At 74.0% G+C, this 21,172-nt stretch carries 21 protein-coding genes; 17 read left to right on the forward strand and 4 right to left on the reverse strand.

Translation table 11 applies throughout. From position 1 onward, the window contains the following. The 4 genes from AC162C_RS03620 to AC162C_RS03635 all read left to right on the forward strand — a co-directional run. The coding region (locus AC162C_RS03620; protein ID WP_484096349.1) for an exopolysaccharide biosynthesis polyprenyl glycosylphosphotransferase at positions 1-863 on the forward strand (863 nt) is incomplete at its 5' end. A gap of 49 nt (positions 864-912) precedes the next feature. Continuing rightward, on the forward strand, positions 913-2,112 hold the full coding sequence (locus AC162C_RS03625; RefSeq protein ID WP_484096350.1) for a CgeB family protein: 1,200 nt from the start codon (positions 913-915) through the stop codon (positions 2,110-2,112). After that, positions 2,109-2,840 (forward strand): glycosyltransferase family 2 protein, encoded by a 732-nt coding sequence (locus AC162C_RS03630; protein ID WP_484096351.1) that lies wholly within the window; start codon positions 2,109-2,111, stop codon positions 2,838-2,840. The genes AC162C_RS03625 and AC162C_RS03630 overlap by 4 nt, the downstream gene beginning before the upstream one ends. Then, positions 2,837-3,238, forward strand: a complete 402-nt coding sequence (locus tag AC162C_RS03635) for a DUF2304 domain-containing protein (protein ID WP_484096352.1) — start codon at positions 2,837-2,839, stop codon at positions 3,236-3,238. Before AC162C_RS03630 ends, AC162C_RS03635 begins: the two co-directional genes overlap by 4 nt. Here AC162C_RS03635 and AC162C_RS03640 read toward each other — a convergent pair. The 3 genes from AC162C_RS03640 to AC162C_RS03650 form a co-directional block, all read right to left on the reverse strand. Beyond that, positions 3,210-4,880 (reverse strand): hypothetical protein, encoded by a 1,671-nt coding sequence (locus AC162C_RS03640; RefSeq protein WP_484096353.1) that lies wholly within the window; start codon positions 4,878-4,880, stop codon positions 3,210-3,212. The two genes, AC162C_RS03635 and AC162C_RS03640, sit on opposite strands and share 29 nt — an antisense overlap. Beyond that, a complete protein-coding gene (locus AC162C_RS03645; protein ID WP_484096354.1) occupies positions 4,877-5,794 on the reverse strand; it encodes a GDP-L-fucose synthase family protein in 918 nt (305 codons plus the stop codon). Before AC162C_RS03645 ends, AC162C_RS03640 begins: the two co-directional genes overlap by 4 nt. Positions 5,795-6,029: 235 nt before the next feature. After that, positions 6,030-7,178 carry a GDP-mannose 4,6-dehydratase gene (locus AC162C_RS03650; RefSeq protein ID WP_484096355.1) on the reverse strand — a complete coding sequence of 383 codons (1,149 nt, stop codon included), beginning with the start codon at positions 7,176-7,178 and terminating at the stop codon, positions 6,030-6,032. Between the two features lie 21 nt (positions 7,179-7,199). On the opposite strand from AC162C_RS03650, the gene AC162C_RS03655 reads away from it, so the two are divergent. Genes AC162C_RS03655 through AC162C_RS03665 form a run of 3 tightly spaced genes read left to right on the forward strand, consistent with a single transcriptional unit; the run spans position 7,200 to position 10,386 of the window. Next, entirely contained in the window at positions 7,200-8,699 is a 1,500-nt protein-coding gene (locus AC162C_RS03655; RefSeq protein WP_484096356.1) for a hypothetical protein, read from the forward strand. After that, positions 8,696-9,619 (forward strand): glycosyltransferase family 2 protein, encoded by a 924-nt coding sequence (locus tag AC162C_RS03660; RefSeq protein ID WP_484096357.1) that lies wholly within the window; start codon positions 8,696-8,698, stop codon positions 9,617-9,619. Before AC162C_RS03655 ends, AC162C_RS03660 begins: the two co-directional genes overlap by 4 nt. After that, positions 9,616-10,386: a methyltransferase domain-containing protein gene (locus tag AC162C_RS03665; RefSeq protein ID WP_484096358.1), complete on the forward strand. Its 771-nt coding sequence runs from the start codon at positions 9,616-9,618 to the stop codon at positions 10,384-10,386. Before AC162C_RS03660 ends, AC162C_RS03665 begins: the two co-directional genes overlap by 4 nt. On the opposite strand, the gene AC162C_RS03670 is transcribed toward AC162C_RS03665, so the two are convergent. Continuing rightward, positions 10,365-11,423: a glycosyltransferase family 4 protein gene (locus AC162C_RS03670; RefSeq protein ID WP_462974957.1), complete on the reverse strand. Its 1,059-nt coding sequence runs from the start codon at positions 11,421-11,423 to the stop codon at positions 10,365-10,367. The two genes, AC162C_RS03665 and AC162C_RS03670, sit on opposite strands and share 22 nt — an antisense overlap. 58 nt (positions 11,424-11,481) lie before the next feature. Here AC162C_RS03670 and AC162C_RS03675 point away from each other — a divergent pair, with 58 nt between their 5' ends. Genes AC162C_RS03675 through AC162C_RS03720 form a run of 10 tightly spaced genes read left to right on the forward strand, consistent with a single transcriptional unit; the run spans position 11,482 to position 21,165 of the window. Then, positions 11,482-11,889 carry a hypothetical protein gene (locus tag AC162C_RS03675; RefSeq protein ID WP_484096359.1) on the forward strand — a complete coding sequence of 136 codons (408 nt, stop codon included), beginning with the start codon at positions 11,482-11,484 and terminating at the stop codon, positions 11,887-11,889. A gap of 9 nt (positions 11,890-11,898) precedes the next feature. Beyond that, complete coding sequence (locus AC162C_RS03680; protein ID WP_484096360.1) at positions 11,899-12,924, forward strand: glycosyltransferase family 4 protein; 1,026 nt, start codon at positions 11,899-11,901, stop codon at positions 12,922-12,924. Continuing rightward, the gene (locus AC162C_RS03685; protein WP_484096361.1) at positions 12,921-14,159 is read left to right on the forward strand and encodes a glycosyltransferase family 4 protein; all 1,239 of its coding nucleotides are present in this window, start codon (positions 12,921-12,923) and stop codon (positions 14,157-14,159) included. Before AC162C_RS03680 ends, AC162C_RS03685 begins: the two co-directional genes overlap by 4 nt. After that, positions 14,152-16,257 carry a hypothetical protein gene (locus AC162C_RS03690; RefSeq protein WP_484096362.1) on the forward strand — a complete coding sequence of 702 codons (2,106 nt, stop codon included), beginning with the start codon at positions 14,152-14,154 and terminating at the stop codon, positions 16,255-16,257. The genes AC162C_RS03685 and AC162C_RS03690 overlap by 8 nt, the downstream gene beginning before the upstream one ends. Beyond that, positions 16,254-17,324 carry a glycosyltransferase family 4 protein gene (locus tag AC162C_RS03695; protein WP_484096363.1) on the forward strand — a complete coding sequence of 357 codons (1,071 nt, stop codon included), beginning with the start codon at positions 16,254-16,256 and terminating at the stop codon, positions 17,322-17,324. Before AC162C_RS03690 ends, AC162C_RS03695 begins: the two co-directional genes overlap by 4 nt. A gap of 38 nt (positions 17,325-17,362) precedes the next feature. Beyond that, a complete protein-coding gene (locus tag AC162C_RS03700; RefSeq protein WP_484096364.1) occupies positions 17,363-17,791 on the forward strand; it encodes an NUDIX domain-containing protein in 429 nt (142 codons plus the stop codon). Further along, positions 17,788-18,756, forward strand: coding sequence for a glycosyltransferase family 4 protein (locus tag AC162C_RS03705; protein ID WP_484096365.1), 969 nt, complete (start codon positions 17,788-17,790; stop codon positions 18,754-18,756). Before AC162C_RS03700 ends, AC162C_RS03705 begins: the two co-directional genes overlap by 4 nt. Beyond that, positions 18,753-19,769, forward strand: a complete 1,017-nt coding sequence (locus tag AC162C_RS03710) for a glycosyltransferase family 4 protein (RefSeq protein ID WP_484096366.1) — start codon at positions 18,753-18,755, stop codon at positions 19,767-19,769. Before AC162C_RS03705 ends, AC162C_RS03710 begins: the two co-directional genes overlap by 4 nt. Further along, a complete protein-coding gene (locus tag AC162C_RS03715; RefSeq protein ID WP_484096367.1) occupies positions 19,766-20,521 on the forward strand; it encodes a glycosyltransferase family 2 protein in 756 nt (251 codons plus the stop codon). The genes AC162C_RS03710 and AC162C_RS03715 overlap by 4 nt, the downstream gene beginning before the upstream one ends. Next, positions 20,518-21,165, forward strand: coding sequence for a class I SAM-dependent methyltransferase (locus tag AC162C_RS03720; RefSeq protein WP_484096368.1), 648 nt, complete (start codon positions 20,518-20,520; stop codon positions 21,163-21,165). The genes AC162C_RS03715 and AC162C_RS03720 overlap by 4 nt, the downstream gene beginning before the upstream one ends. Positions 21,166-21,172: the final 7 nt, after the last annotated feature.

The following is a 21,172-nucleotide window of genomic DNA, read 5'->3' on the forward strand; positions in this document are numbered from 1 at the left end:
AGCCGGCGCCGGGCCTCCGGCAGCTGGGGACGAGCCTCCAGGAGCTCCGGGCGGTGCTCGAGCGGGAGCACCCCGACGAGCTGGTGCTCGCCGAGGCCGCGTTCGACGAGCGCACGATCCTGGACATCGTCGAGGCGGCGCACCGCGAGGGCGTGAAGGTGCGGCTCGCGCCGGACACCACCGACCTGCTCGTGCACGAGGGCCGCTACGTCCCCGGTCAGGGGGTGCCGCTGTTCGAGCTCCGCCCGCCGATGCTCTCGGGGTTCGACTGGGCGCTGAAGCGCGTCTTCGACATCGCAGTCAGCCTCCTGCTCGGCGTCCTGCTCGTGCCGCTGTGGCTCCTCGTCGCGCTCGCGATCAGGCTCGACTCACGTGGCCCCGTGCTGTACGTCGATCGTCGTGTCGGCGTCGGCGAGCGGGAGTTCGGGATGCTGAAGTTCCGCACGATGGTCGCCGACGCCTCGGAGCAGCAGGCGGCGCTGGAGGCGATCAACGAGGCCGAGGGCGCCCTCTTCAAGATCCGGGACGACCCCCGGGTGACACGCGTCGGCGCGATTCTCAGGCGCTTCTCGATCGACGAGTTGCCGCAGCTCCTGAACGTGCTGCGGGGCGAGATGAGCCTGGTCGGGCCTCGCCCGCTGCCGCTCCGCGACTACGCGCTGCTCGAGGACTGGCATCGCGCGCGCTACCTCGTCCTCCCGGGGATGACGGGCCTCTGGCAGATCTCGGGCCGCTCGGGGCTCTCGTTCGACGACCTCGTGCGGCTGGACTTCGCCTACCTCGAGAACTGGTCGATCTGGCTCGACGTCTCGATCATCGCGAAGACGATCCCCGCCGTCCTCAAGGGAGAAGGGGCGTACTAGCGCGCCTCGGCGGGCGGGTGGCGCAGATCCCGCCCCTACAATCGGCGCCGTGAAGCAGCCGCGCATCCTCGCCGTCGCCTCCGCCGTCGACCTCGACTTCCGCTACGGCTGCACGCCCGCGTGGTGGCAGCTGTGGAAGGGGCTCTACGAGGCCGGCGCCGACCTCGTCGTGACGCCCTACCGGGGTCGCCCGGTCGAGTCGCCCTGGTGGCGCGTGGCACCGAATCCCGCCTACCGGGAGGGGGAGACGTATGCGGCCCTGCGGGGTGGGCTGGCGCGCCTCAAGGGCGACCGCTACCTGCGTCGCGGCGAGGACTCCCCGGAGGACTCGACGCTCGACCGGTTGACGCGCGAGACGATCTGGAAGGTCGTCACCCCACGCTGGCGCCGACATCTGGAGCGGCTCGTCGAGCGCGAGCGCCCCGACGCGGTGATCGTGTTCACCGTCCCGATGGCGCACCTTCGCGGGATCCCGTCCGCGCTACGCGAGCGCTTCGGTGTTCCGGTCGTGTTCTACGACGGCGACGTCCCGATGAGCCTCCCGGAGTTCGGCGGGATGGACACCGGGTTCAACTACTACCACGGTGCCGACCCGTCGGAGTACGACCTCGTGGTGTCGAACTCCGAGGGCGGCCTCGCGCGACTGCGCGAGCTCGGCGCCCGCAGGGCCGAGGCGGTCTTCTGGGGGGCCGACCCCTCGTTCTTCGCCCCGGCCGACGTGGAGAAGGAGATGGACGTCTTCTTCTACGGCTACGGCGACAAGTTCCGCCGCGAGTGGATGGAGGCGATGGTCGGCGAGCCGAGCCGCCGCCTCCCGGATCTCGACGTCGCGCTCGGAGGGCGGGACTTCCGCGGCGACATCGGGCGCGCACGACTGCTCGGCGACGTCCCCTTCAACGCCTTCTCGCGCGCGATCTCGGCGGCGCGCGTGAACCTCAACATCACACGCCGTTCGCACGCCACCGTCCCGCACTCGTCGACGTGCCGACCGTTCGAGCTCGCCGCCGCCGGCGCGGCGATCGTGTCCAACCCGCACGAGGGCATCGACCGGTGGTTCGAGCCGGGCGAAGAGGTGGTCGTCGTCGCCGATGCGGACGAGGCGACGGCGGCCTACGGCGCGCTCCTCGCAGACCCGGCGCAGGCCGCGGCGATGGGGGCCCGGGCGCGCGAGCGTGTGCTCGACGAGCACACGTACCGCCATCGTGCGACGCGCCTCCTCGGCCTCGTGGGGATCGGGGCGGCGTCGTGAGCCGGGGCCGCGTGATGGCGATCGTGCCCGCCTTCAACGAGGCGGGGGCGATCGGCAGCGTCGTGGCCGGCATCCGGGAGCTCGACCCGTCGTTCGACGTCGTCGTCGTCGACGACGCGTCGACGGACGAGACGGCCCGTGTGGCGGCCGTGCACGGCGCGACCGTGCTCCGGCTCCCGATCAACCTCGGCATCGGCGGAGCCGTGCAGACAGGGTTCCGGGCAGCGCTCGCGGGCGGGTACGACTTCGCCGTCCGGCTCGACGGCGACGGCCAGCACGACCCGGCCGAGCTCCCGAAGCTCCTGCGCCCGCTCGAGCGCGGCGAGGCGGACGTCGTCACCGGCTCGCGGTTCCTCGACGGAGACGGGGAGTACCGGCCCCCGATAGCCCGCCGCATCGGCATCCGGTGGTTCGCCCGGCTCGTCTCGGTGGTCACCCGGGCACGCGTCACGGACACGACGTCGGGGTTCCAGGCGTTCAACCGGCGCGGCATCGCCCTCTTCGCCGACGACTACCCGGCCGACTACCCCGAGGTGGAGGCGACGGTCCTCGTGCACCGCCACGACCTGCGGCTCGTCGAGGTCCCCGTGCGGATGCTCGAGCGCGAGCACGGATCCTCATCGATCACGGTCGTCCGATCGATCTACTACATGCTCAAGGTGACACTCGCGCTGCTCGTCTCCCTCGCCCGGAAGCCGACCCCACCCGAAGGGCTGCACACCCGGTGACACCGCTCCGCATCTCGATCGCCGCCTCGATCGCCTCGATCCTGCTCATCCTCGTGGTGCTCGAGCTGATCCGCGGTCGGCGGCTCAAGGAGCGCTACGCGCTGCTCTGGCTGGTCACCGGGGTCGTGCTGCTCGTCCTCTCCCTCTGGCGCGACGGGCTGAACACGATCGCGGGGTGGCTCGGCGTCAGCGGCTACCCGCCGGCGATCCTCTTCGCCGCCGCGATCCTCTTCGTGATCATCGTGCTGCTGCACTACTCGACGGTGCTGTCGCGACTCGACGACGAGAAGACGCTGCTCGCGCAGGACCTCGCGTTGCTGCGGCAGCGCATCGACGCGCTCGAGCGCGGTACGACGCCGTCGCCCGACGCTACGGCGCCGCCGCCACCGGCGGACTGAGCACGAACACGTCGCCCTCGCCGGTGTCGTCGATCCAGTTCGCCGCGACCCCGATCCGGTACGTCGTGCCCGGCACGGGTGCCGTGTCCACGAACGATCGCACACGCGTCGTCGCCAGCTCGTCCATCGCCAGCTCGCACCGATCGGCGCCCGTCGTGTCACAGGCGACGTCGGGGTCGGCGCCCGCGGTGCGGTACACCTTGTAGAAGGTCGAGGCGCGCGTGGTCGCGTCGCTCCACGTCAGGCGCTGCCCCTCCGGCACGCGCTCCACACGGACCGCGACCGTGTCGCCGTCCACGGGGACGAGGATGTTGCCGACGTCGATCGCCTCGTCGGATCCCGACTGCGGGGTCGCGGCGAGCACGACGCCGAAGGGGACGACGGCGAGCACCGTGATCACGACGGCGACGAGCCGGCGCCCGGGGCGGCGTGCGCGGGGCGGGTCGAGCCGCCTCCCGAGCCGCCGCGGCAACGTCGGGACGAGGAGCGGGATCGCGGCGACGAGCAGGAGGTACGCGGGCAGCCCGGGCATGACGAGGCGCCAGAAGCTCCCGTTCTCGATGCTCGCGACGTTCGACGATCCCTTCACGACCACGTAGGCGAGCATCCAGCCGAGCAGGAGCGCGCTCGCGGGGATCGACCGCCGTGCGACGGCGATCGCGCCGGCGATCGGGGCCCACTGCGCCAGTCGCGCGCTCCAGAAGAACTCGCGGAGGTTCGACATGTTGCGCTGCCAGTCGTCGAGCTCGAGCGGGAAGCGGTCGAAGAACGAGTCGCCGATCGGCAGCGACGGCACCGCGGAGGCGGCGACGTGCGCCGCTCCCGCACCGATCGCGGGGATCGTCCCGAGGCCTCGCTCCTTCCAGATCGCCAGCGTCAGCGTCGCGGGCGCGAGCATCACGGCGAAGAGCGCACCGGCGGTCCACCGGCGCGCGACGAGGTAGGCGAGCGCGGGCCCGAGGAGGAAGAGGTAGTTGGCGGGCTTCATCCCCGCCGCGAGGCCCGCCAGGGAGCCGGCGAGCGCCGCCTCGCGCAGGGCGCCCTCGTCCAGCGATCGGAGCACGAGCGCGGCCGAGACGAGCACGAGCACGGTCGACGGGAAGTCCGCGAGCTGCGTCAGCCCGTAGAACTGGACGAGCACCTGGTCGGTCCATCGCTCCTGGTACCGGTCGACGAAGAGCGGCGTCACGGCGACGGGGACGACCACGAACGCCGCAGCGCTCCAGAGCCCGGCAACCCGGCCGGCGACGCGGGCCGCGATGTCGTACACGGCGAGGGTCGCGATCGGGCCGAGCACGAGCACCTGCAGTGCGGTGGTCAGCGGGAGCATCTGCACCGACGACGCGCCCGTGACCCAGGAGAGCGGCGCGACGGCGAGCGGCCACGCCCAGCCGACGAGCGCGTACGGGATCGTGCCCTGCCCGAGCAGCCAGCCCGAGGTCAGGAGCCAGATCTGGTCACCCCCCTGATAGGTCAGCCAGCCGTTGTGCTCGACCGAGAAGAAGAGCGCGACCGTGAGCAGGACCTGGCCCGCGATGATCGCCGCCAGGACGAGGCGGACGTTCGTGGCCAGTGCGTCCGCGCCGCGCCCGAGCGCCCCGACCGCCGGGCGCAGGCGGGCGGAGAGCGTCGTGTCGCTCACCGTCCCTCGGTGCGGACCCAGTCGACGGTGCGCGCGATCCCCTCGCGCAGCGAGACGCGGGCGCGGAAGCCGAACCGGGCCTCGGCACGGCTCGTGTCGAGGCGCCGGCGCGGTTGCCCGCCCGGCTTGCTCGTGTCCCAGGCGATCGCGCCGCCGTACCCCGTCGCCTCGCGCACGAGCTCCGCGAGGTCGCTGATCGCGATCTCCTCGCCGGTGCCGAGGTTGACCGGGTCGGCGCCGTCGTAGTGCCGGGCGGCGAGGACGAGCCCCTCCACGCAGTCGTCGACGTAGAGGAACTCCCGCGTCGGCGACCCGTCGCCCCACAGCACGATCTCCTCGTCGCCGCGCTCTCCCGCCTCGACCATCTTCCGGATCAGCGCCGGGATGACGTGGGACGTCTCCAGGTCGAAGTTGTCGCGCGGGCCGTAGAGGTTCACCGGGAGCAGGAAGATCGCGTTCGTCCCGTACTGCTCCCGGTACGCCTGCGCGCCCACGAGGACCGCCTTCTTCGCCACGCCGTACGGGGCGTTCGTCTCCTCCGGGTAGCCGTTCCAGAGGTCGTCCTCGCGGAACGGGACCGGCGCGTGCTTGGGGTACGCGCAGATCGTCCCGGCGATCACGAGCTTCCGGGTCCCGTGCCGGCGCGCCTGCTCGAGGACGTGCGCCCCCATCATCAGGTTCGCGTACCAGTACCGGCCGGGGTTCGCGCGGTTCGCACCGATCCCGCCGACCTCCGCCGCGAGGTGGAAGACGAGCTCGGCGTCGGCGTCGTCGAAGAGCCGTCTCGTGTCGTCGAGCGACGTGAGGTCGTAGTCACGGCGTCGCGCGGCGACGACCTCGTGCCCGTCCCCGATGAGGCGCTCCACGAGGTGCGAGCCGAGGAAGCCGCCGCCGCCGGTGACGAGGATGCGCATCGCAGCAGCGTAGCCCGCGGCGCGGCTCGATCCCCGTCGTGCGGCCGGCGCCCCGGCCGGTGGCGCGTCCACGCCGGTCGGGGACGACCCCTGCGGCGACGAGCGTCTACCACCGGCGCCTCAGGACGCGCTCGGCGGCACCCGCCCGCCGGGGCGGCATGCGGCGCCTGAGAAGCCCACACCCGGGCGCGGGGGCCGACGGGCGCGCGCCGCCCGGGCCCGTTCGCGTCGTCCGTCAGGACTGCGGCGAGAGGGGGGCGCCGGTGGGCAGCCAGTCGACACGGCCGATCCAGCGGTCGCGGTTCTCCGCGTACCACTGGATGGTGCGGAGCACGCCCTCCTCCCAGGAGACCCGGGGCATCCAGCCCGTCTCGCTGGTGAGCTTGTCGTGGCCGACGCGCAGCGCCTCGACGTCGCTCGCCCCGGGCCGGAAGCGCGCGGGCGTCGTCACGACCTCCCGGTCGTCGGGCCAGAACCCGTGCTCGGCGCCCGTGGAGACGATCAGCTGCGCCCAGTCGCGCATCGAGACGTTCTCGCCCTGACCGTAGACGTAGACGTCGCCGGGTCGGCCCTGGGCGGCGACGGTGAGGTGGCCCCGCACGCCGTCCGTGCAGAAGCAGAAGTCACGGAGCGGCTCGAGGTTGCCGAGCTCGATCGTCGGCCGCGTCAGCGCCTGGGTGATGATCGTCCCGGTCACGTAGCGGGGGTTCTGGCGCGGCCCGTAGTTGTTGAACATCCGCGTGACCACGCCCGGGACGCCGAAGGCGTCGAAGTAGTTCATCGTCAGGAAGTCCGCCGCGACCTTCGCCGTCGCGTAGACGGACTTCGGGTTGATCGGCGAGCGCTCGTGCAGCACGAGAGCGCCCGCGTCGTCGAAGTCGTGGTGGTGCGCGACGTCCTCGCGGACGTTCCCGTACTCCTCCGACGTCCCGGCCGTGTCGAACTTCTCGAGCTCGAGGCCCCAGTCGACGACCGACTGGAGCAGGTTCAGCGTCCCGACCGTGTTCGTCATCACCGTCTCGTAGGGGCGGTGCCACGACTCGCCGACGTGCGCCTGCGCGCCGAGATGGAAGACGTACGGTCGGTCGCGGGCGGTCTCCTTCAGCTCGCGCACGAGGTAGTCGACGGACGTGCGGTCGGTGAGGTCGGCGAAGTGCACCTTCAGGCGGCCGCGCAGGTGCCCGATGTTGTTCAGCGCGCCGCTCGACGTCGCGCGCACGAAGGCGTGGACGTTCGCGTCGAGCTCGACCAGCGCGTCGGTGAGGTGCGATCCCATGAAGCCGTCGGCGCCCGTGACGAGGACGGTGCGCCCGCCGTAGGCGTCCCCGAACGTCGCCCGCAGGTCGGCGAGGTCGCTGTCGCTCCAGATCGTGTCGGTCGGCATGCCGCGTAGGCTTCGTCGTCGGTGAGCACGGAGCGTACCGCGTCGCCCGGCCTTGGCTCCCTCGGGAGCGGTGCCGTCACCGCGGCCGCGCTCGCCGTGCAGCAGGGCCTGGCCGCGGTCGTGGGGATCGTGATCGCCCGTGAGTTCGGCCGGACGGCCGAGACCGACGGGTTCTTCGCCGCCTACGGCGTGTTCGTCGTCCTCGCGCTCGCCGCGACCGCCTCGCGCGTGATCCTGCTCCCCCCGCTCGCCCGCGCCCGGGACCGGAGGCGCCTCGGCGCGGAGACCGTTGCGTACGGGCTCGCCCTCGGTGCCGTGCTCGCGCCGCTGCTCGTGGTCTCGCTCGTGCTCGGCGACCCGATCGGCGATCTGCTCACCGGCTTCCGGTCCGACGAGGCGTCCGCCGCGGCGGCCGAGATCCTGCCCTGGGTGGTCGTCGCGGCGATCGGCCAGTTCTTCGCCGGGCTGGCCGCGAGCGCGCTCGCCGCGCTCGACGAGTACGTCGTCCCCGCCGTCGGCTACGCGCTCGGGAGCGCCGTCGGGCTCGCCCTGATCCTCTGGCGCGTGGATACCGACGGCATCGTCGTCGTCGGCTGGGGCATGGCGCTCAACGCCGCGATCGCGGTGGCGCTGCCGTCGCTCGCGCTCGTGCGGCGCGCCGGGCGTGAGGCGATGCCCCGCGATGCGGTGCTCGCGGGCGGCGGGGACGGCGCCGCGCGGCGGCTGCTCGGCCTCGGCGCAGGCGTCCTGCTCCCGCTCGCGCTGCAGGCCGTCTACCTGATCTGCCTGCCGTTCGCGGCACGGGAGGGCGTCGGCGCCGTCACGAGCTTCGGGTACGCGTACCTCGCGGGCTCGGCCGTCGTCGCCGTCACGGCGTCGTCGCTCGCGCTCGTGACCTCCGTGCCCCTGACGCGAGCTGGGCTCGACCCTCGCCGCGTCGCGGAGCACGTCGACGCGTCGGCGTGGCTCGCGCTCGTCGGTGTCGGCGCCACGGCCGGTGTCGTCGCGCTCGCGGGCGAGACGCTGTTCCACGCCGTCCTCGGGGACGCGTATCGCGCCGACGTCGGCGAGGAGCTCGGCCGTGTCGTCGTCGCGCTCGCCCCGTGGATGGCCGTCTCGATCGGTGTCTCCGTCGCGTTCCCGCTCCTCTTCGTGGCGGATCGGGCGCGACGGCTCCCGCTGCTCGCGCTCGCCGTCGTCGCCGTCACGGCGCCTCTCGCGTGGCTCGGCCAGGAGCTCGGCGGCCTCTACGGGCTCGCGCTGGCGCTCGCGCTGGCGACCGGCGTCGGGCTCGTGGGCATGCTCGCGGCGCTCTCGTCGGTCGGCCCGACGCTGCGGGGGCTCGGCGCCGCGGCGGTCGTGGTCGCGGTCGTCGCCGCGGTCGCGTACGTTCCGCCCGCGCTCGTCCTGTCGCCGGTCACGGGCGCCGTCGTCGGCCTCGCGCTCTACACGGCGGTGCTGGCGCTCGTCCGCCCGTCGGGCCTGCGGTCGTCGTGGCGGTACCTGCGGAGCCTCGCGTGAGCGACCGCCCGCTCGTCGCCGTCGTCGTCCTCAGCTGGAACGGGCGCGAGGACACGCTCGCGTGCCTGCGGTCCCTGGCCGGGCAGGAGGGCGTCGCGCTCCTCGCCGTCGTCGTCGACAACGGGTCGACCGACGGGACGAGCGAGGTCGTCCAGGCCGCGTACCCGGACGCCGTGCTCGTGCGCAGCGAGCGGAACCTCGGGTTCGCGGGCGGGAACAACCTCGGCATCGTGCGGGCGCTGGAGAGCGCCCCGGACTACGTCCTCGTGCTCAACAACGACACCGAGCTCGAGCCGGGCGCGATCGCGGCGCTCGTCGCGGAAGCGGCCCGGACGCCCGACGCGGGCGCCCTGTGCGCGAAGATCCTGTACATGGAGCCGCCCGACCGGATCTGGTTCGCGGGCGCGGACTTCGACCCGCGGCGCGGCTACAACGGACGTCAGCGGGGGTACGGGCGTGCGGACGGGGCGGCGTTCGCGCACGTCGCCGAGACCGACCGGGCGTGCGGCGCGGCGATGCTCGTGCCGCGGGCCGCACTCGAACGGGTCGGGCTGTTCGACCCCGAGCTCTTCCTGTACAGCGAGGACACGGACTGGTCGCTCCGGGCGCGGGCCGCCGGCTACCGATTGCTCGTCGTCCCGGAGTCACGGATCCGACACAAGGTCTCCGTCGCCTCCGGCGGCGAGAGCTCGCCGGCGACGTTGTACTACGGGATGCGCAACACGCTCGTCGTCTGCGAGCGGCAGGCGCCGCTCGGCGTCGTCGGCACCTGGCGGCGGCGCCTCGTGCTCGTCGGCGCGCACATCGCCCAGGCGCTGCTGTCCGGCGACCGGCGGGCAGGCCTCCGCGCGGTGCGCGACGGCTGGCGCGACGCCCGCGCAGGACGCCTCGGCCCCCGACCCGGGACGGTCGGCGGATGACGGTCTCCGTGCGCAGCGATCCCGGCCTCTGGCTGCTCCTCCACCTCCGCCCGCCCGCCGATCGGCACGCCGACGCGCACGGAACCTGCGCGGTCTGCGGTGCCGAGGCCCGTTTCGTGCGGAACTCGTGGATCCTCGCGCGGGAGCTCCGCCGGACGTGGCCCGACGGCGTCGTCGAGCGCGAGAGCATGCTCTGTGCCGAGTGCGGCTCGAGCAGGCGCGTGCGGCTGCTCGCCGAGGCGCTGCTCCGCCTGTACGGCGACGGCGCGTCGTCGGTCCGCGAGCTCGTCGGGAAGCACGGCTTCGCCGGGCTCGACGTCGCCGAGGTCAACGCGCTCGGCCGCATGCATCCGTTCCTCGCGGCCCATCCGCGCCTGACGTCCGTCGAGTACCCGGAGGAGGACCTGCAGGCGCTCTCGTGGCCCGATGCGTCGTTCGACCTGCTGCTCACGTCGGACACGCTCGAGCACGTCCCCGACCTCGACGCAGCGTTGCGCGAGACCCGGCGCGTCCTTCGTCCGGGCGGGCGGCACGTGTTCACCGTTCCCGTCGACCCGCGGCTCGCGACCACGCGCTCGCGGGCCGACCTCCCCGCGCAGCACCACGGGCGCGGCGGCGGGCCCTACGCGCTCGTCACGCGCAAGGCGGACCTGCTCGCCCACTGGGACATCGGCCGCGACCTTCCGGCGCGGCTCGAGCGCGCCGGCTTCGAGACGGCGGTGCTCGGGACCGGAGTCGACGGCGTCTACGCCGCCACCGCGCGGTAGGCGCCCTCGTGCGCCTCCGCGGTGCGCTCCCAGGTGAACTCGGCGGCGCGTGCGCGTCCCGCCTCCCGGAGCTCATCGGTGCGGGCGAGCGCCTCCTCCACGCCGGCTGCGATCGCCGCCGGGTCCTCCGGGTCGAACAGCACGGCGGCCCCGTCGCAGACCTCGGGGATCGACCCCCTCGTCGACGCGGCGACCGGCGTCCCGCACGCCATCGCCTCGAGCGGAGGCGACCCGAATCCCTCGTAGAGGCTCGGGAACACGAGGCAGGCGGCGCGCTGCAGGAGGTCGACGAGCCGCGGCCCCGGCACCGCCCCGAGCGCGTCGACGCCCGGCCTCCCGGCGAACCGCTCGGAGCCGACGCCGCAGAGCACGAGCCGGAGGTCGGGACGACCCGCCCGCAGCAGCGAGAACGCCTCGAGCAACCGCTCGTGGTTCTTGTGCGGCCAGGGGCGCGCCGGATAGAGCAGGAACGCGTCCCGCGGTGCGCTCCCGGGCGCGAAGCGCTCGTGGTCGACACCGAGCGGGATCGCGCGGACCCGCTGCGGGTCGAGCCCGAGCCTCGCGATCGCCCGCTCGCGGACGAAGTCGCTGGGCACGATCACGAGATCGGCGGCCCGCGCGGCCCCGTCGTACGTCACCCGCCGGTAGGCGCGGGTCGCCGGGGAGAAGAGGCGCGGGAGGTCGAGGTGCTGGACGTCGTGCAGCGTCACGACCCGCCGGGCCTCCACGCGCGGCACCGGGACCGTGAGCGGGTAGTGGACGACGTCCACCCCCTCGAAGCGGCGGCGGAACCGTCCCGCGCGAGCGGAGGCCCGACCGACGGCCCAGGCGCGCGCGGCAGACGACGAGGCCTGGCCCCACTCCGTCGCGACCTCGGTCGGCAGGCCTTCGCCGGCATCGGGCGCGATCGGGGGCACGATCGCCGTGACGTCGACCTGCGCGCGGCTCGCCAGGCCTCGGGCGAGGCCGCGGGCGTACGTCTCGCTGCCGCCGGAGACGCCGGGGACGAGCGTGAGCAGGGAGAGCGCCACGCGCACGGGCCGATCGTAGACCCCGGGCCGCGGATCCGCCGGGGAGGCCGGATAGAATGCATGGGTGCCGGACGAGACCAGGGACACCGGGCCCGCCGCCCGCTCTGTCGCCGGGGACGAGGTCGACGTGGCGGCGTTGTTCGAGGCGCTGCGCGAGGAGGTGCGGCGCTGCGGCGCCGATCCCGGAGGGGCCGGGGACGGGGACACGCGCCGAGCGGCGCGCGAGGAGGCCGAGCGCCTCTGGCCGGTCTCGGCCGAGCGACCGCTCCGCCTCCGGCCCGGTGTGCGCGGCGGGGTCGGGACGCCGGCGAAGAGCGTCCTCCGGAAGATGATGCGCTGGTACGTGGAGCCGCTGGCGTACGACCAGCGCTCCTTCAACGCAGCCGCGCTCCGTCTCATCGACGACCTCGAGGAGCGCGTGGCCGGGCTGGAAGCGGAGCTCGAGCGCATCCGCGGTGCGGGGCCGCGCTAGAGGCGAGCGATGCGCATCGCCGTCTGCCGCCCCCAGGTGCCGTTCGCGCACGGCGGTGCGGAGATCTTCACGGACGAGCTCGTCGCGCAGCTCCGCGCGCGCGGGCACGAGGCCGACCTCGTGTCGGTCCCCTTCAAGTGGTATCCGGGCGCCCGTGTCCTGACGCAGGCGTTCCTGTGGCGCCTGCTCGACCTCGAGGAGGCCGACGGCAGGACGATCGACATGGTCGTGGCCACGAAGTTCCCCTCCTACGTCGTGCGCCATCCGGAGAAGCGCGTCTGGCTCGTGCACCAGTTCCGTCAGGCCTACGAGCTCGATCGCACCGACCTCGGCCAGTTCGGCGAGTCGGCTGAGGACCGTGCCCTGCGCCGCCGGGTGCAGGCGCTCGATCGCGTCGCCCTCGGCGAGGCGACCCGCCTGTTCGCGACGTCCGGGAACGTCGCCGGGAGGCTCGAGCGGTCGACCGGGCTCGTCGCGGAGGTGCTCCCGCACCCCGCCCAGGAGCTTCCGTACCGCAACGACGGGCACGGCGACTTCGTGCTCTCGGTCAATCGGCTCGATCGTGCGAAGCGCATCGACCTGCTCGTGGAGGCCGCCGCGGCCGAGTCGTCGCTGCGCGTCGTCGTCGCGGGGGACGGGCCCGACCGGGATCGGCTCGAGCAGCTCGCGCGCAGCCTCCGTCTCGACGGTCGCGTCACCTTCACCGGCCGCGTCCCCGGCGACGAGCTCGCGCACCTGTACGCGACCTGCTTCGCGACGTTCTACGCCCCGGTCGACGAGGACTTCGGCCTCGGGCCGTACGAGTCGTTCCTGTCGGGCAAGCCCGTGATCACGGCCGCGGACGCGGGCGGGCCGCTCGACGTCGTCCACGACGGCGCCACCGGTCTCGTCGTCGACCCCGAGCCGGCCGCCGTGGCACGGGCCGCCGTCTGGCTCCGCGACCACCCGCAGGAGGCCGAGGCGTTCGGACGCGCGGGCAACGCGATCGCGGCGGAGGTCACGTGGGACCGCGCGATCGGGAGGCTGCTCTCGTGAAGGTCGCGTACTTCTCGCCCTTTCCCCCCGAGCGCTCCGGGATCGCCGACTACTCGGCCCTGCTCGTCCCGGCGCTCCGCGAGCGCGTCGACCTCACCGTCGTCCGGCGCGGGGCGAAGAAGCCGCCGCGCGGCACCGATCTCGCCGTCTACCACATCGGCAACAACCCCGAGGTGCACGGCTGGATCCTCGATGCGCTGCGCCGGGCTCCCGGGCTCGTCGTCCTCCACGACTTCGTCCTCCACCACCTCGTCGCCGGCGTCACGATCGGGCGCCGTGACGGCCACGGCTACCTCGACGCGATGGAGCGGGAAGGGGGGGTGGTCGGCCGCCTGCTCGCCCACGGGGTACTCGACAAGCGCATCCCACCCCTGTGGGAGAACCGGCCCGAGGACTTCCCGCTCGCGGGCGAGGTGCTCGACCTCGCAACGGGGCTCGTCGTCCACTCGGACTACGTCCGTGCACGCGTCAGGGACGTCGGCTTCGACGGGCCCGTCGCGGTCGTCCCGCACCCGGCGTGGCCCGTGCCCGACGTCCCCGCCGCCGAGCTCGCCGGCGAGCCTCTGATCGGCAGCTTCGGCAACGTCAACCAGAGCAAGCGCATCCCGCAGCTGCTCGAGGCGTTCGCCGTGCTCCGGCGCGAGCGTCCCGGGTCGAGGCTGCTCCTCGTCGGCGCCGTGTCGCCCGGGTTCGACCTCGATCGTCGCCTGCAGCGCCTCGGGATCGACGACGGCGGCATCCTCCGCGAGGGATACGTCGACGAGCGTCGCCTGTGGGCGCTGATGAAGGCGTGTGACGTCCACGTCGGGCTGCGCTCGCCGACCATGGGCGAGACGTCCGGGTCCGCGATCCGCGCGCTCTCCCTCGGGAAGCCGCTCGTGGTCAGCGATGCAGGCTGGTTCCACGAGCTCCCGAAGGACGTCGCGCTCCATGTCCCCGTCGGGTCGGACGAGGTGGAGGTGCTCGGCGCCGCGCTCGAGCTCCTCGCCGATCGTCCCGACATCCGCGCGGCCATGGGTGATGCGGCGCTCGCGCTCGCCACCCGCGAGCACGACCTCGGGCGCGTCGCCGACCTCTACGTCGCGGCGTTCGAGACCACCGCGGGAGGACGCGGCGTCGCCGACGCCGTGGTGCGCGAGGTGAGCGAGGCCGGCGCAGCGGTCGGGATCGCGCCGGGCTCGGCGGAGGCGCAGGAGATCGCCCGGAGGCTCGCCGAGGTCGACCTCGGTGCGTGACGCGATCCGCCGCGTCCCCACGTGGGCGTGGCTCCTCGCCATCGTCGGCGTCTCGTTCGCGGTGCGGGCCGTGCTCGCCCGCGGGATGGTCGCGCCGTTCGTGATGGTCGACGAGCTCGTGTACGCGGAGCTGGGTCGCGGCATCGCGGACGGAGCCGGGTTCGTGATCCGCGACGTGCCCGCCCGCGGCTACGGCCTCGTCTACCCGCTCGTGATCGCGCCTGCGTACGCGTTGTTCGAGTCGCTTCCCCGCGCCTATGCGGCGGTGAAGACGACCAACGCGCTCGCGATGTCGCTCGCCGCGATCCCCGCGTACTGGATCGCACGCGCCGTCGTCGGGCGCGGCCTCGCCCTCTTCGCCGCGGTGCTCGCCGTGGCGATCCCGTCGCTCGCCTACACGGGAACGGTGATGACGGAGAACGTCTTCTACCCGATGTTCCTGCTGGTCGCGGGGACGCTGCTCTGGACGCTCGAGCGCCCGACGCTCCGTCGCCAGGCGCTGCTCCTGGTGACGCTCGTGCTCGCGTATGCGACGCGTTCGCAGGCGGTCGCGCTCGTCGCGGCGACGCTCACCGCGCCGCTGCTCGCGGCGGTGCTGGGGGCAGGTTCTCTGCGTCGTGCCGTGCGCTCGTTCGCACCGACGTACGTCGTCCTCCTCGGCGGGCTCGCGCTCGTGGCCGTCGTGCAGGCGATCCGCGGCCGCGAGCTGTCGGACCTGCTCGGTGCCTACGCGGTCGTCGGCGAGTCCGGGTACGAGGCGGGCGAGGTGCTCCGCTACCTCCTCTACCACGCCGCCGAGCTGACGCTCTACGTCGGGGTCGTGCCGGTCGCTGCCACGATCGTGCTCGTGGGCCGGCCGCGGTCGCTCGACCCGGCGCTCCGGCGGCATCTCGCGGTCACGATCGCGGTGTCGTTCTGGGTGCTGCTCGTCGTCGCCGTCTTCGCGTCGCGCTTCGCCTCGCGGATCCAGGAGCGCAACATGTTCGCCGTCGCGCCGCTGCTCCTGGTGGTGCTCCTCGCCTGGGTCGCGCGCGGTGCGCCGCGGCCCCAGCCCCTCGCCGCGATCGCGGCCGGCGCGTCGGCCGCGCTGACGCTCGCGATCCCGTTCGAGCGGTTCATCAACACCTCGGCGCAGTCGGACACCCTGATGCTGCTCCCGTGGTGGTCGGTGCAGGACCGGGTGGGGCTCGAGTGGATCGCGGAGCTCGCCTTCGCGCTGTCGGTCCTGCTCGCGCTCGTGTTCCTCGCCGTGCCGGCCCGGGCCGCGATCGCGGTGCCGCTCGTCGTGCTCGCCTACTTCGCCGTCGCGTTCTACCCGATCTGGTTCGGGAAGCACGGGCTCGTGCGCGCCTCCGAGGGCGCGCTCTTCCAGGGGATCCGTGGCGTCGAGCGGGACTGGATCGACGACGCCGTGCCGGGAGCCCCGGAGGGCGCCGTCGCCGTGCTGTGGACCGGGAGGGCGGATCGCTTCACGGTCAACCAGAACGAGTTCTTCAACCGAGCGGTGGGCGACGTCTACTACCTCGACCAGCCGACCCCGGGCGGGATCGGCGAGACGCGGGTCGCCGTCGACGCCGCCGACGGCGTCGTCCGCCGCGCGGACGGGACACCGGTGACCGCACGATGGGCGCTCCTCGACGGGTCCGTGACGCCCGACGGCGAGGTGATCGCGCGTGACGAGCAGTTGGGCACGACCCTGTGGGCGCTTCGCGGCCCCCTCGCGTCGACGACGAAGGTCGAGGGCCTCTACCCGAACGACACCTGGTCCGGGAAGGCGGTGACGTACACCAAGCGCCGCTGCGAGGGCGGAGCCCTCGTCGTCGCGCTCTCGAGCGACCCGTCGCTCTTCCCCGGCGTCCGTCAGCGCGTGACCGCGACGAGCCGGGGGCCGGGCGGTACCTCGGAGACGTCGACCGTCGCCTTCGCCTCCGATCTGACGGCGACGGTGCGCGTGCCTCTCCTCCCGGACGGCGGAGCGTGCGTCGTTCGCTTCACCGTCAGCCCGACGGCGCGGCCGATCGACGTCATCCCGGGGTCGACCGACCGGCGGGAGCTCGGCGCCCACTTCGACGGCTTCGCGCTGGAGGCCGTGCCGTGAGAGTCGCGGTCGACGTGTCGCCGCTCTCGCATCCCCGCACGGGGATCGGGAACTACCTCGTGGGCACGGTCGCCGGGCTCGCCCGGACGGCACCCGGGGTGCACGAGATCGTGCCGTTCGCGCCGACGAGCATCCGTGGGCCGGCGCGGATCCGGGACGCGCTCGCAGGCATCCCGGTGCGCCCCCGGCTGTGGCCGCTCCCCGCGTCGCACGCGGTGCGGACGGCCTGGAGCCGGCTCGGCCGTCCGGCCGCCGAGCGCCTCCTCGGCCCGTTCGACGCCCTCCTGTTCACCGACTGGATGTACCCGCCGCAGCGGCGGGGGCTCCGCAGCACGATCGTCCACGACCTGGTGCCGGTCCACCACCCGGAGTGGTGCACCCCCCGCACGATCTCCATGCACACGCGCAAGTACGAGAACGCCGCCCGGACGTGCGACGTCATCTTCACGAACTCCCGCTACACGGCCGACGACGTCGTCGCCACGCTCGACGTGGCGCCCGAGCGCGTCGTCGTCGTGCTCCCCGGCCTGCGGGACGGGCTCGCGCCGGACGGGCCGCGTGCAGATCTCGGCCGGCCCTACGTGCTCGGCCTCGGAACGCGCGAGCCGCGCAAGAACCTCGGCGCGCTCGTCGAGGCCTGGCGGCGGCTCGACGGCGATCTCGGGCTGGCGCTCGCCGGTGGCGAGGGGTGGGGAGCGGTCGAGCACCGTCCGGAGCCCGGCCTGACGCTGCTCGGCTACGTCGAGGACGCGGAGGTGCCGCGCCTGCTGCGCGGCGCCGAGGTCTTCGTGTTCCCGTCGCTCTTCGAAGGCTTCGGCCTCCCGGTCGTGGAGGCGATGGCCTGCGGCACGCCGGTCGTCGCGTCGACGCACCCGTCGCTGGACGAGGCGTGCGGCGACGCGGCGGTTCGCGTCGATCCCCGTGACCCGGACGCCGTCGCCGACGGCATCCGCGAGGCGGTCACCCGCCGGGACGAGCTCGCCGCCGCCGGGCTCGTCCATGCCCGCCGGTTCGCGTGGGACACCGCGGCGGCGACGATGCTGGCGGCGCTCGAGGCGCGGTCGTGACGGGGCCCGGCACCTTCCGACGTCCGTACGAGGTGGCCGTGGTCGTGCACCGCCCGGCGCAGGAGCGGCACGAGTACCTCGTCGTCCTGCGCTCGCCCGAGAGGCACGGATACTGGCATCTCGTCGCGGGCGGCGTGGGGTGGGGCGAGGAGCCCGCGACGGCCGCCGCCCGGGAGCTGCGCGAGGAGACGGGGCTCGCCGCGCCCGTCGTGCACCTGCCGCTGACGCTGTCCTACGACCTCTCGGAGGAGCCGGAGGAGCTCAGGCGGCGCTTCCCGCCAGGAACCGAGCAGGTCGAGCTCGGGCTCTACCGGGCGGAGGCGCCGGCGGGGTGGGAGCCCGTGCTGGACGAGGAGCACGTCGAGCACCGCTGGCTGCCCGCCGCCGCTGCCGTCGCGCTCCTGCGCTGGCCCGAGCCGCAGGAGGCCGTGCGTGTGGCGGACGCGCTCCTCGGAGCCGGGTCGTGAGGGTCGCGATCGACACCTCCCCGCTCGTGCAGACCGCCGCCGGCACGGCGCGGCATCTCACCGGCCTCCTCGGCGCGCTCGACGGGCGACCGGACCTCGAGCTCGTGCGCGTCACGTTCGGCGGGCCCGGTCGTGCGTCGACCGTCGCGAGGGACGCGCTGTGGTACCCGGTCGCCCTCGGACGCGCCGCGCGCGACGCGGACGTGCTCCACTGCCCGACGTTCCGCGCGCCCGTCCGGCCGCGACGGCCGCTCGTCGTCACGGTGCACGACCTCGCCCTCTTCCGGCACCCCGAGGCCTTTCCGCCGTGGCACCGGTGGACCGGGCAGGCGGCGCTGCGCGCAGGCGTCCGGGCCGCGGACGTCGTCCTCGCCGTCTCCGAGTTCACGCGCTCGGAGCTCGGTGCGCTCCTCGGTGTGCCCGCCGATCGCGTCCGTGTCGTCCCGAACGGCGTCGACCCCGTCTTCGCCGCCGACGGCCCCGTCGCGGACGGCGACTACGTGCTCGCGGTCGGCACGCTCGAGCCGCGGAAGAACCTCGCCTGCGCAGTCGAGGCGTCTCGACTCGCCGGTGTCGAGCTCCGCGTCGTCGGTGCGCGGGGGTGGGGCGGGGTGAGCGTGCCCGGCTGGGTCGGCCGGGTCGCGGACGGGGAGCTGGCGGCGCTCATGCGCGGCGCCCGCTGCCTGGTCTTCCCGTCGCTCTACGAGGGGTTCGGGCTGCCCGTCCTCGAGGCGATGGCCTGCGGGACGCCGGTGGTGACGGCGCGAGGTGGTGCAACGGAGGAGGTGGCGGACGGGGCTGCCGTGCTCGTCGATGCGACCGACCCCGCCGCGCTCGCATCCGGGATCGTGGAGGCGGAGCGGCGCCGCGAGGAGCTCGTCCGTGCGGGCCGGGATCGCGCGCGGTCGTACACGTGGGAACGCGCCGCCGACCTCGTCGAGTCGGTGTGGAGGGAGCTCTCGTGACCCTCGTCGTCGTGGACGCCGACGTGCTCGGACGCGCTCGGACCGGAGACGAGACGTACGTGCGCAACCTCCTGCGCGAGCTGCCGGCCGCTGCGGCCGGCTCTCCGCTGCGCATCGCCGCCACCACCCGGCATCCCGAGCTCGTGCCCGACGGCGTCGATCCCCTCGAGCTGCGGACGTCCTCCCGGGAGCTCCGCATGGGATGGACGCTGCCGCGCCTGCTCCGGTCCGTCGGGGCCGCGCTCGTGCACACGCAGTACGCAATCCCGCTCCGGTGCCCGTGCCCGGCCGTGGTCACGATCCACGACCTCTCGTTCGAGCGCGACGCCTCGTCGATGCCGGCGGCAGAGCGCGCGCTCTTCCGCCGCATCGTTCCGAGGGCGGCGCGCCGGGCGGCGCGGGTGCTGACCGTCTCCGAGCGCTCGAAGCGCGACCTCGTCGACGTCTACGGGCTGGCGCCCGACCGGGTCGAGGTGACCCCGAACGGCGTCGACCCCGCCTTCCGCCCGGGGGATCCGGTCGAGCGCGGATACGTCCTCTCCGTAGGCGCGATCCAGCCGCGCAAGAACCAGGCGGCGGCGCTCGGGGCGGCCACGGCGGCGGGCCTCGAGCTCCGCATCGTCGGCCCGGTCAAGGACCGGGCGCTCGCGGCGGAGCTCGCGCGGGGCGGCGCCCGGCTCGAGGGCTACGTCCCCGAGGAGCGCCTCGCAGAGCTCTACCGCGGCGCGGTGTGCCTGGTGCAGTCGTCCCGGTTCGAGGGCTTCGGGCTCCCCGTCCTCGAGGCGATGGCGTCGGGCACTCCCGTCGTGACGGTCCCGGACGAGGCGCTGCTCGAGGTCGTGGGCGATGCGGCCGTCGTCGTGCGCGAGGCCGACCTGGCCGAGGGGATCGCCCGCGCGGTCGCCGACCGTGAGCGGCTCGCCGGAGCGGGGCTGGAGCGCGCCCGGGCCTTCTCGTGGCGTGCGGCCGCCGAGCGCACCGTCCGGGTCTACCGCGAGGTTCTCGGCCTGTGAGCGTCTCCGCCGTCGTCGTCTCCCATGGACATGCCGACGAGGTCGAGCTCCTCGTGCCGGCGCTCGTCGAGCAGGTCGACGAGATCGTCGTCGTCTCCAACGTCGCAGGCTCCGTGCGCTCGGTGCCACGAGGCGTGCGGGTGCTCGAGAACCCCCGGCCGCTCTCGCTCGCGGCCAACGTGAACCTCGGGACGGCCGCGACGACGGGCGACTTCGTGCTCAACGCGACGCCGGACACACGGCCCGAGCCCGGTGCGGTGGCCGCGCTCGTCGCCTGCGCGGAGAGCCGTCCTCGCTGCGGGATCGCCGGGCCGCAGCTGCGCTGGCCCGACGGGACGTGGCAGCCGTCGCGGCGTCGCTTCCCGACGATCGGGGGAACGATCGTCCGCCGCACCCCCCTCCGCGCCCTCCGGGCGCCGTACGACCAGCCCGGCCACTACCTGACCGACGAGCGGCCCGAGGCGCCCGTCGAGGCGGACTGGTTGCTCGGGGCGTTCCTGCTGATGCGCCGCACGATGCTCGACGAGCTCGACGGCTGGGACTCCGGCTACCGCCACTACGTCGAGGACATCGACGTCTGCTACCGGGCGATGCGCGCAGGCTGGGAACGGTGGTACGTGCCGCAGGCGGTCGTCCACCATCGCTACGCGGCGGTGATCGACAGGACGTTCCTCTCCCGGCACACGATCTGGCACGCGCGGGGCATGGCGCGCTTCCTGCGCAAGCATCCCGAGCGCCTGCTCGCCCTGTGAGCGCGAAGCAGGAGCAGTACCGGCGCAAGGCCGTCGGCTGGTCGGACCTCGAGTACGCGGACGGGGCGACGTACCTCGGCCACCGGGCCGACCTCGTCGTGCGCCTCGGCCCGCCGCTGCGGGCAGGCGACGAGGTCCTCGACCTCGCGTGTGGCGACGGCGGCCTCGGTGCGTTCCTCGTCCGTCGCGGCCTGCGCTACCGGGGGGTGGACGTGACCCCGGAGATGGTGGCCGAGGCCAGACGGCGGCTGGGGGACGAGGCCGTGGTCGAGGTGGGCGACATCGACACGTACGTGCCGCCGGGCCCGGTGGCGGCGACGACCGTGTTCCGCGCCATCTACTACGCGCGGGACCGACGGACGTTCTTCTCTCGGGTGGCCGGCTTCACCACGGGCAAGCTCGTCTTCGACCTCAATCCGCGGCAGTACGACGTCGACGGCGTGCTCGCCGACCTGCGGGCGGCGGGGCTCGACCGCACCGAGCTGCGTCCGTTCTTCGTCCCGCAGCGCATCTCGCTGCCCCGCCCGGCGGGAGCGGCCCTCCGCGGGCTCGAGCGCAGCGGGCCCATCGCGCGGCTGCTCCTCCGCCGTCGCTTCACGCTCCTCGTCGCCGCCTGGCGGAGCGACGCCCGCGACGTCGGCTGAGCGGGCC

The organism is Gaiella sp. (assembly GCF_057140465.1).

Bases quoted from the DNA above. Each gene is read 5' to 3' on its own strand.
- AC162C_RS03650 (WP_484096355.1), bottom strand. From the start codon at position 7,178: ATGCCGACCGACACGATCTGGAGCGACAGCGACCTCGCCGACCTGCGG.
- AC162C_RS03665 (WP_484096358.1), top strand. From the start codon at position 9,616: ATGACGGTCTCCGTGCGCAGCGATCCCGGCCTCTGGCTGCTCCTCCAC.
- AC162C_RS03645 (WP_484096354.1), bottom strand. From the start codon at position 5,794: ATGCGCATCCTCGTCACCGGCGGCGGCGGCTTCCTCGGCTCGCACCTC.
- AC162C_RS03680 (WP_484096360.1), top strand. From the start codon at position 11,899: ATGCGCATCGCCGTCTGCCGCCCCCAGGTGCCGTTCGCGCACGGCGGT.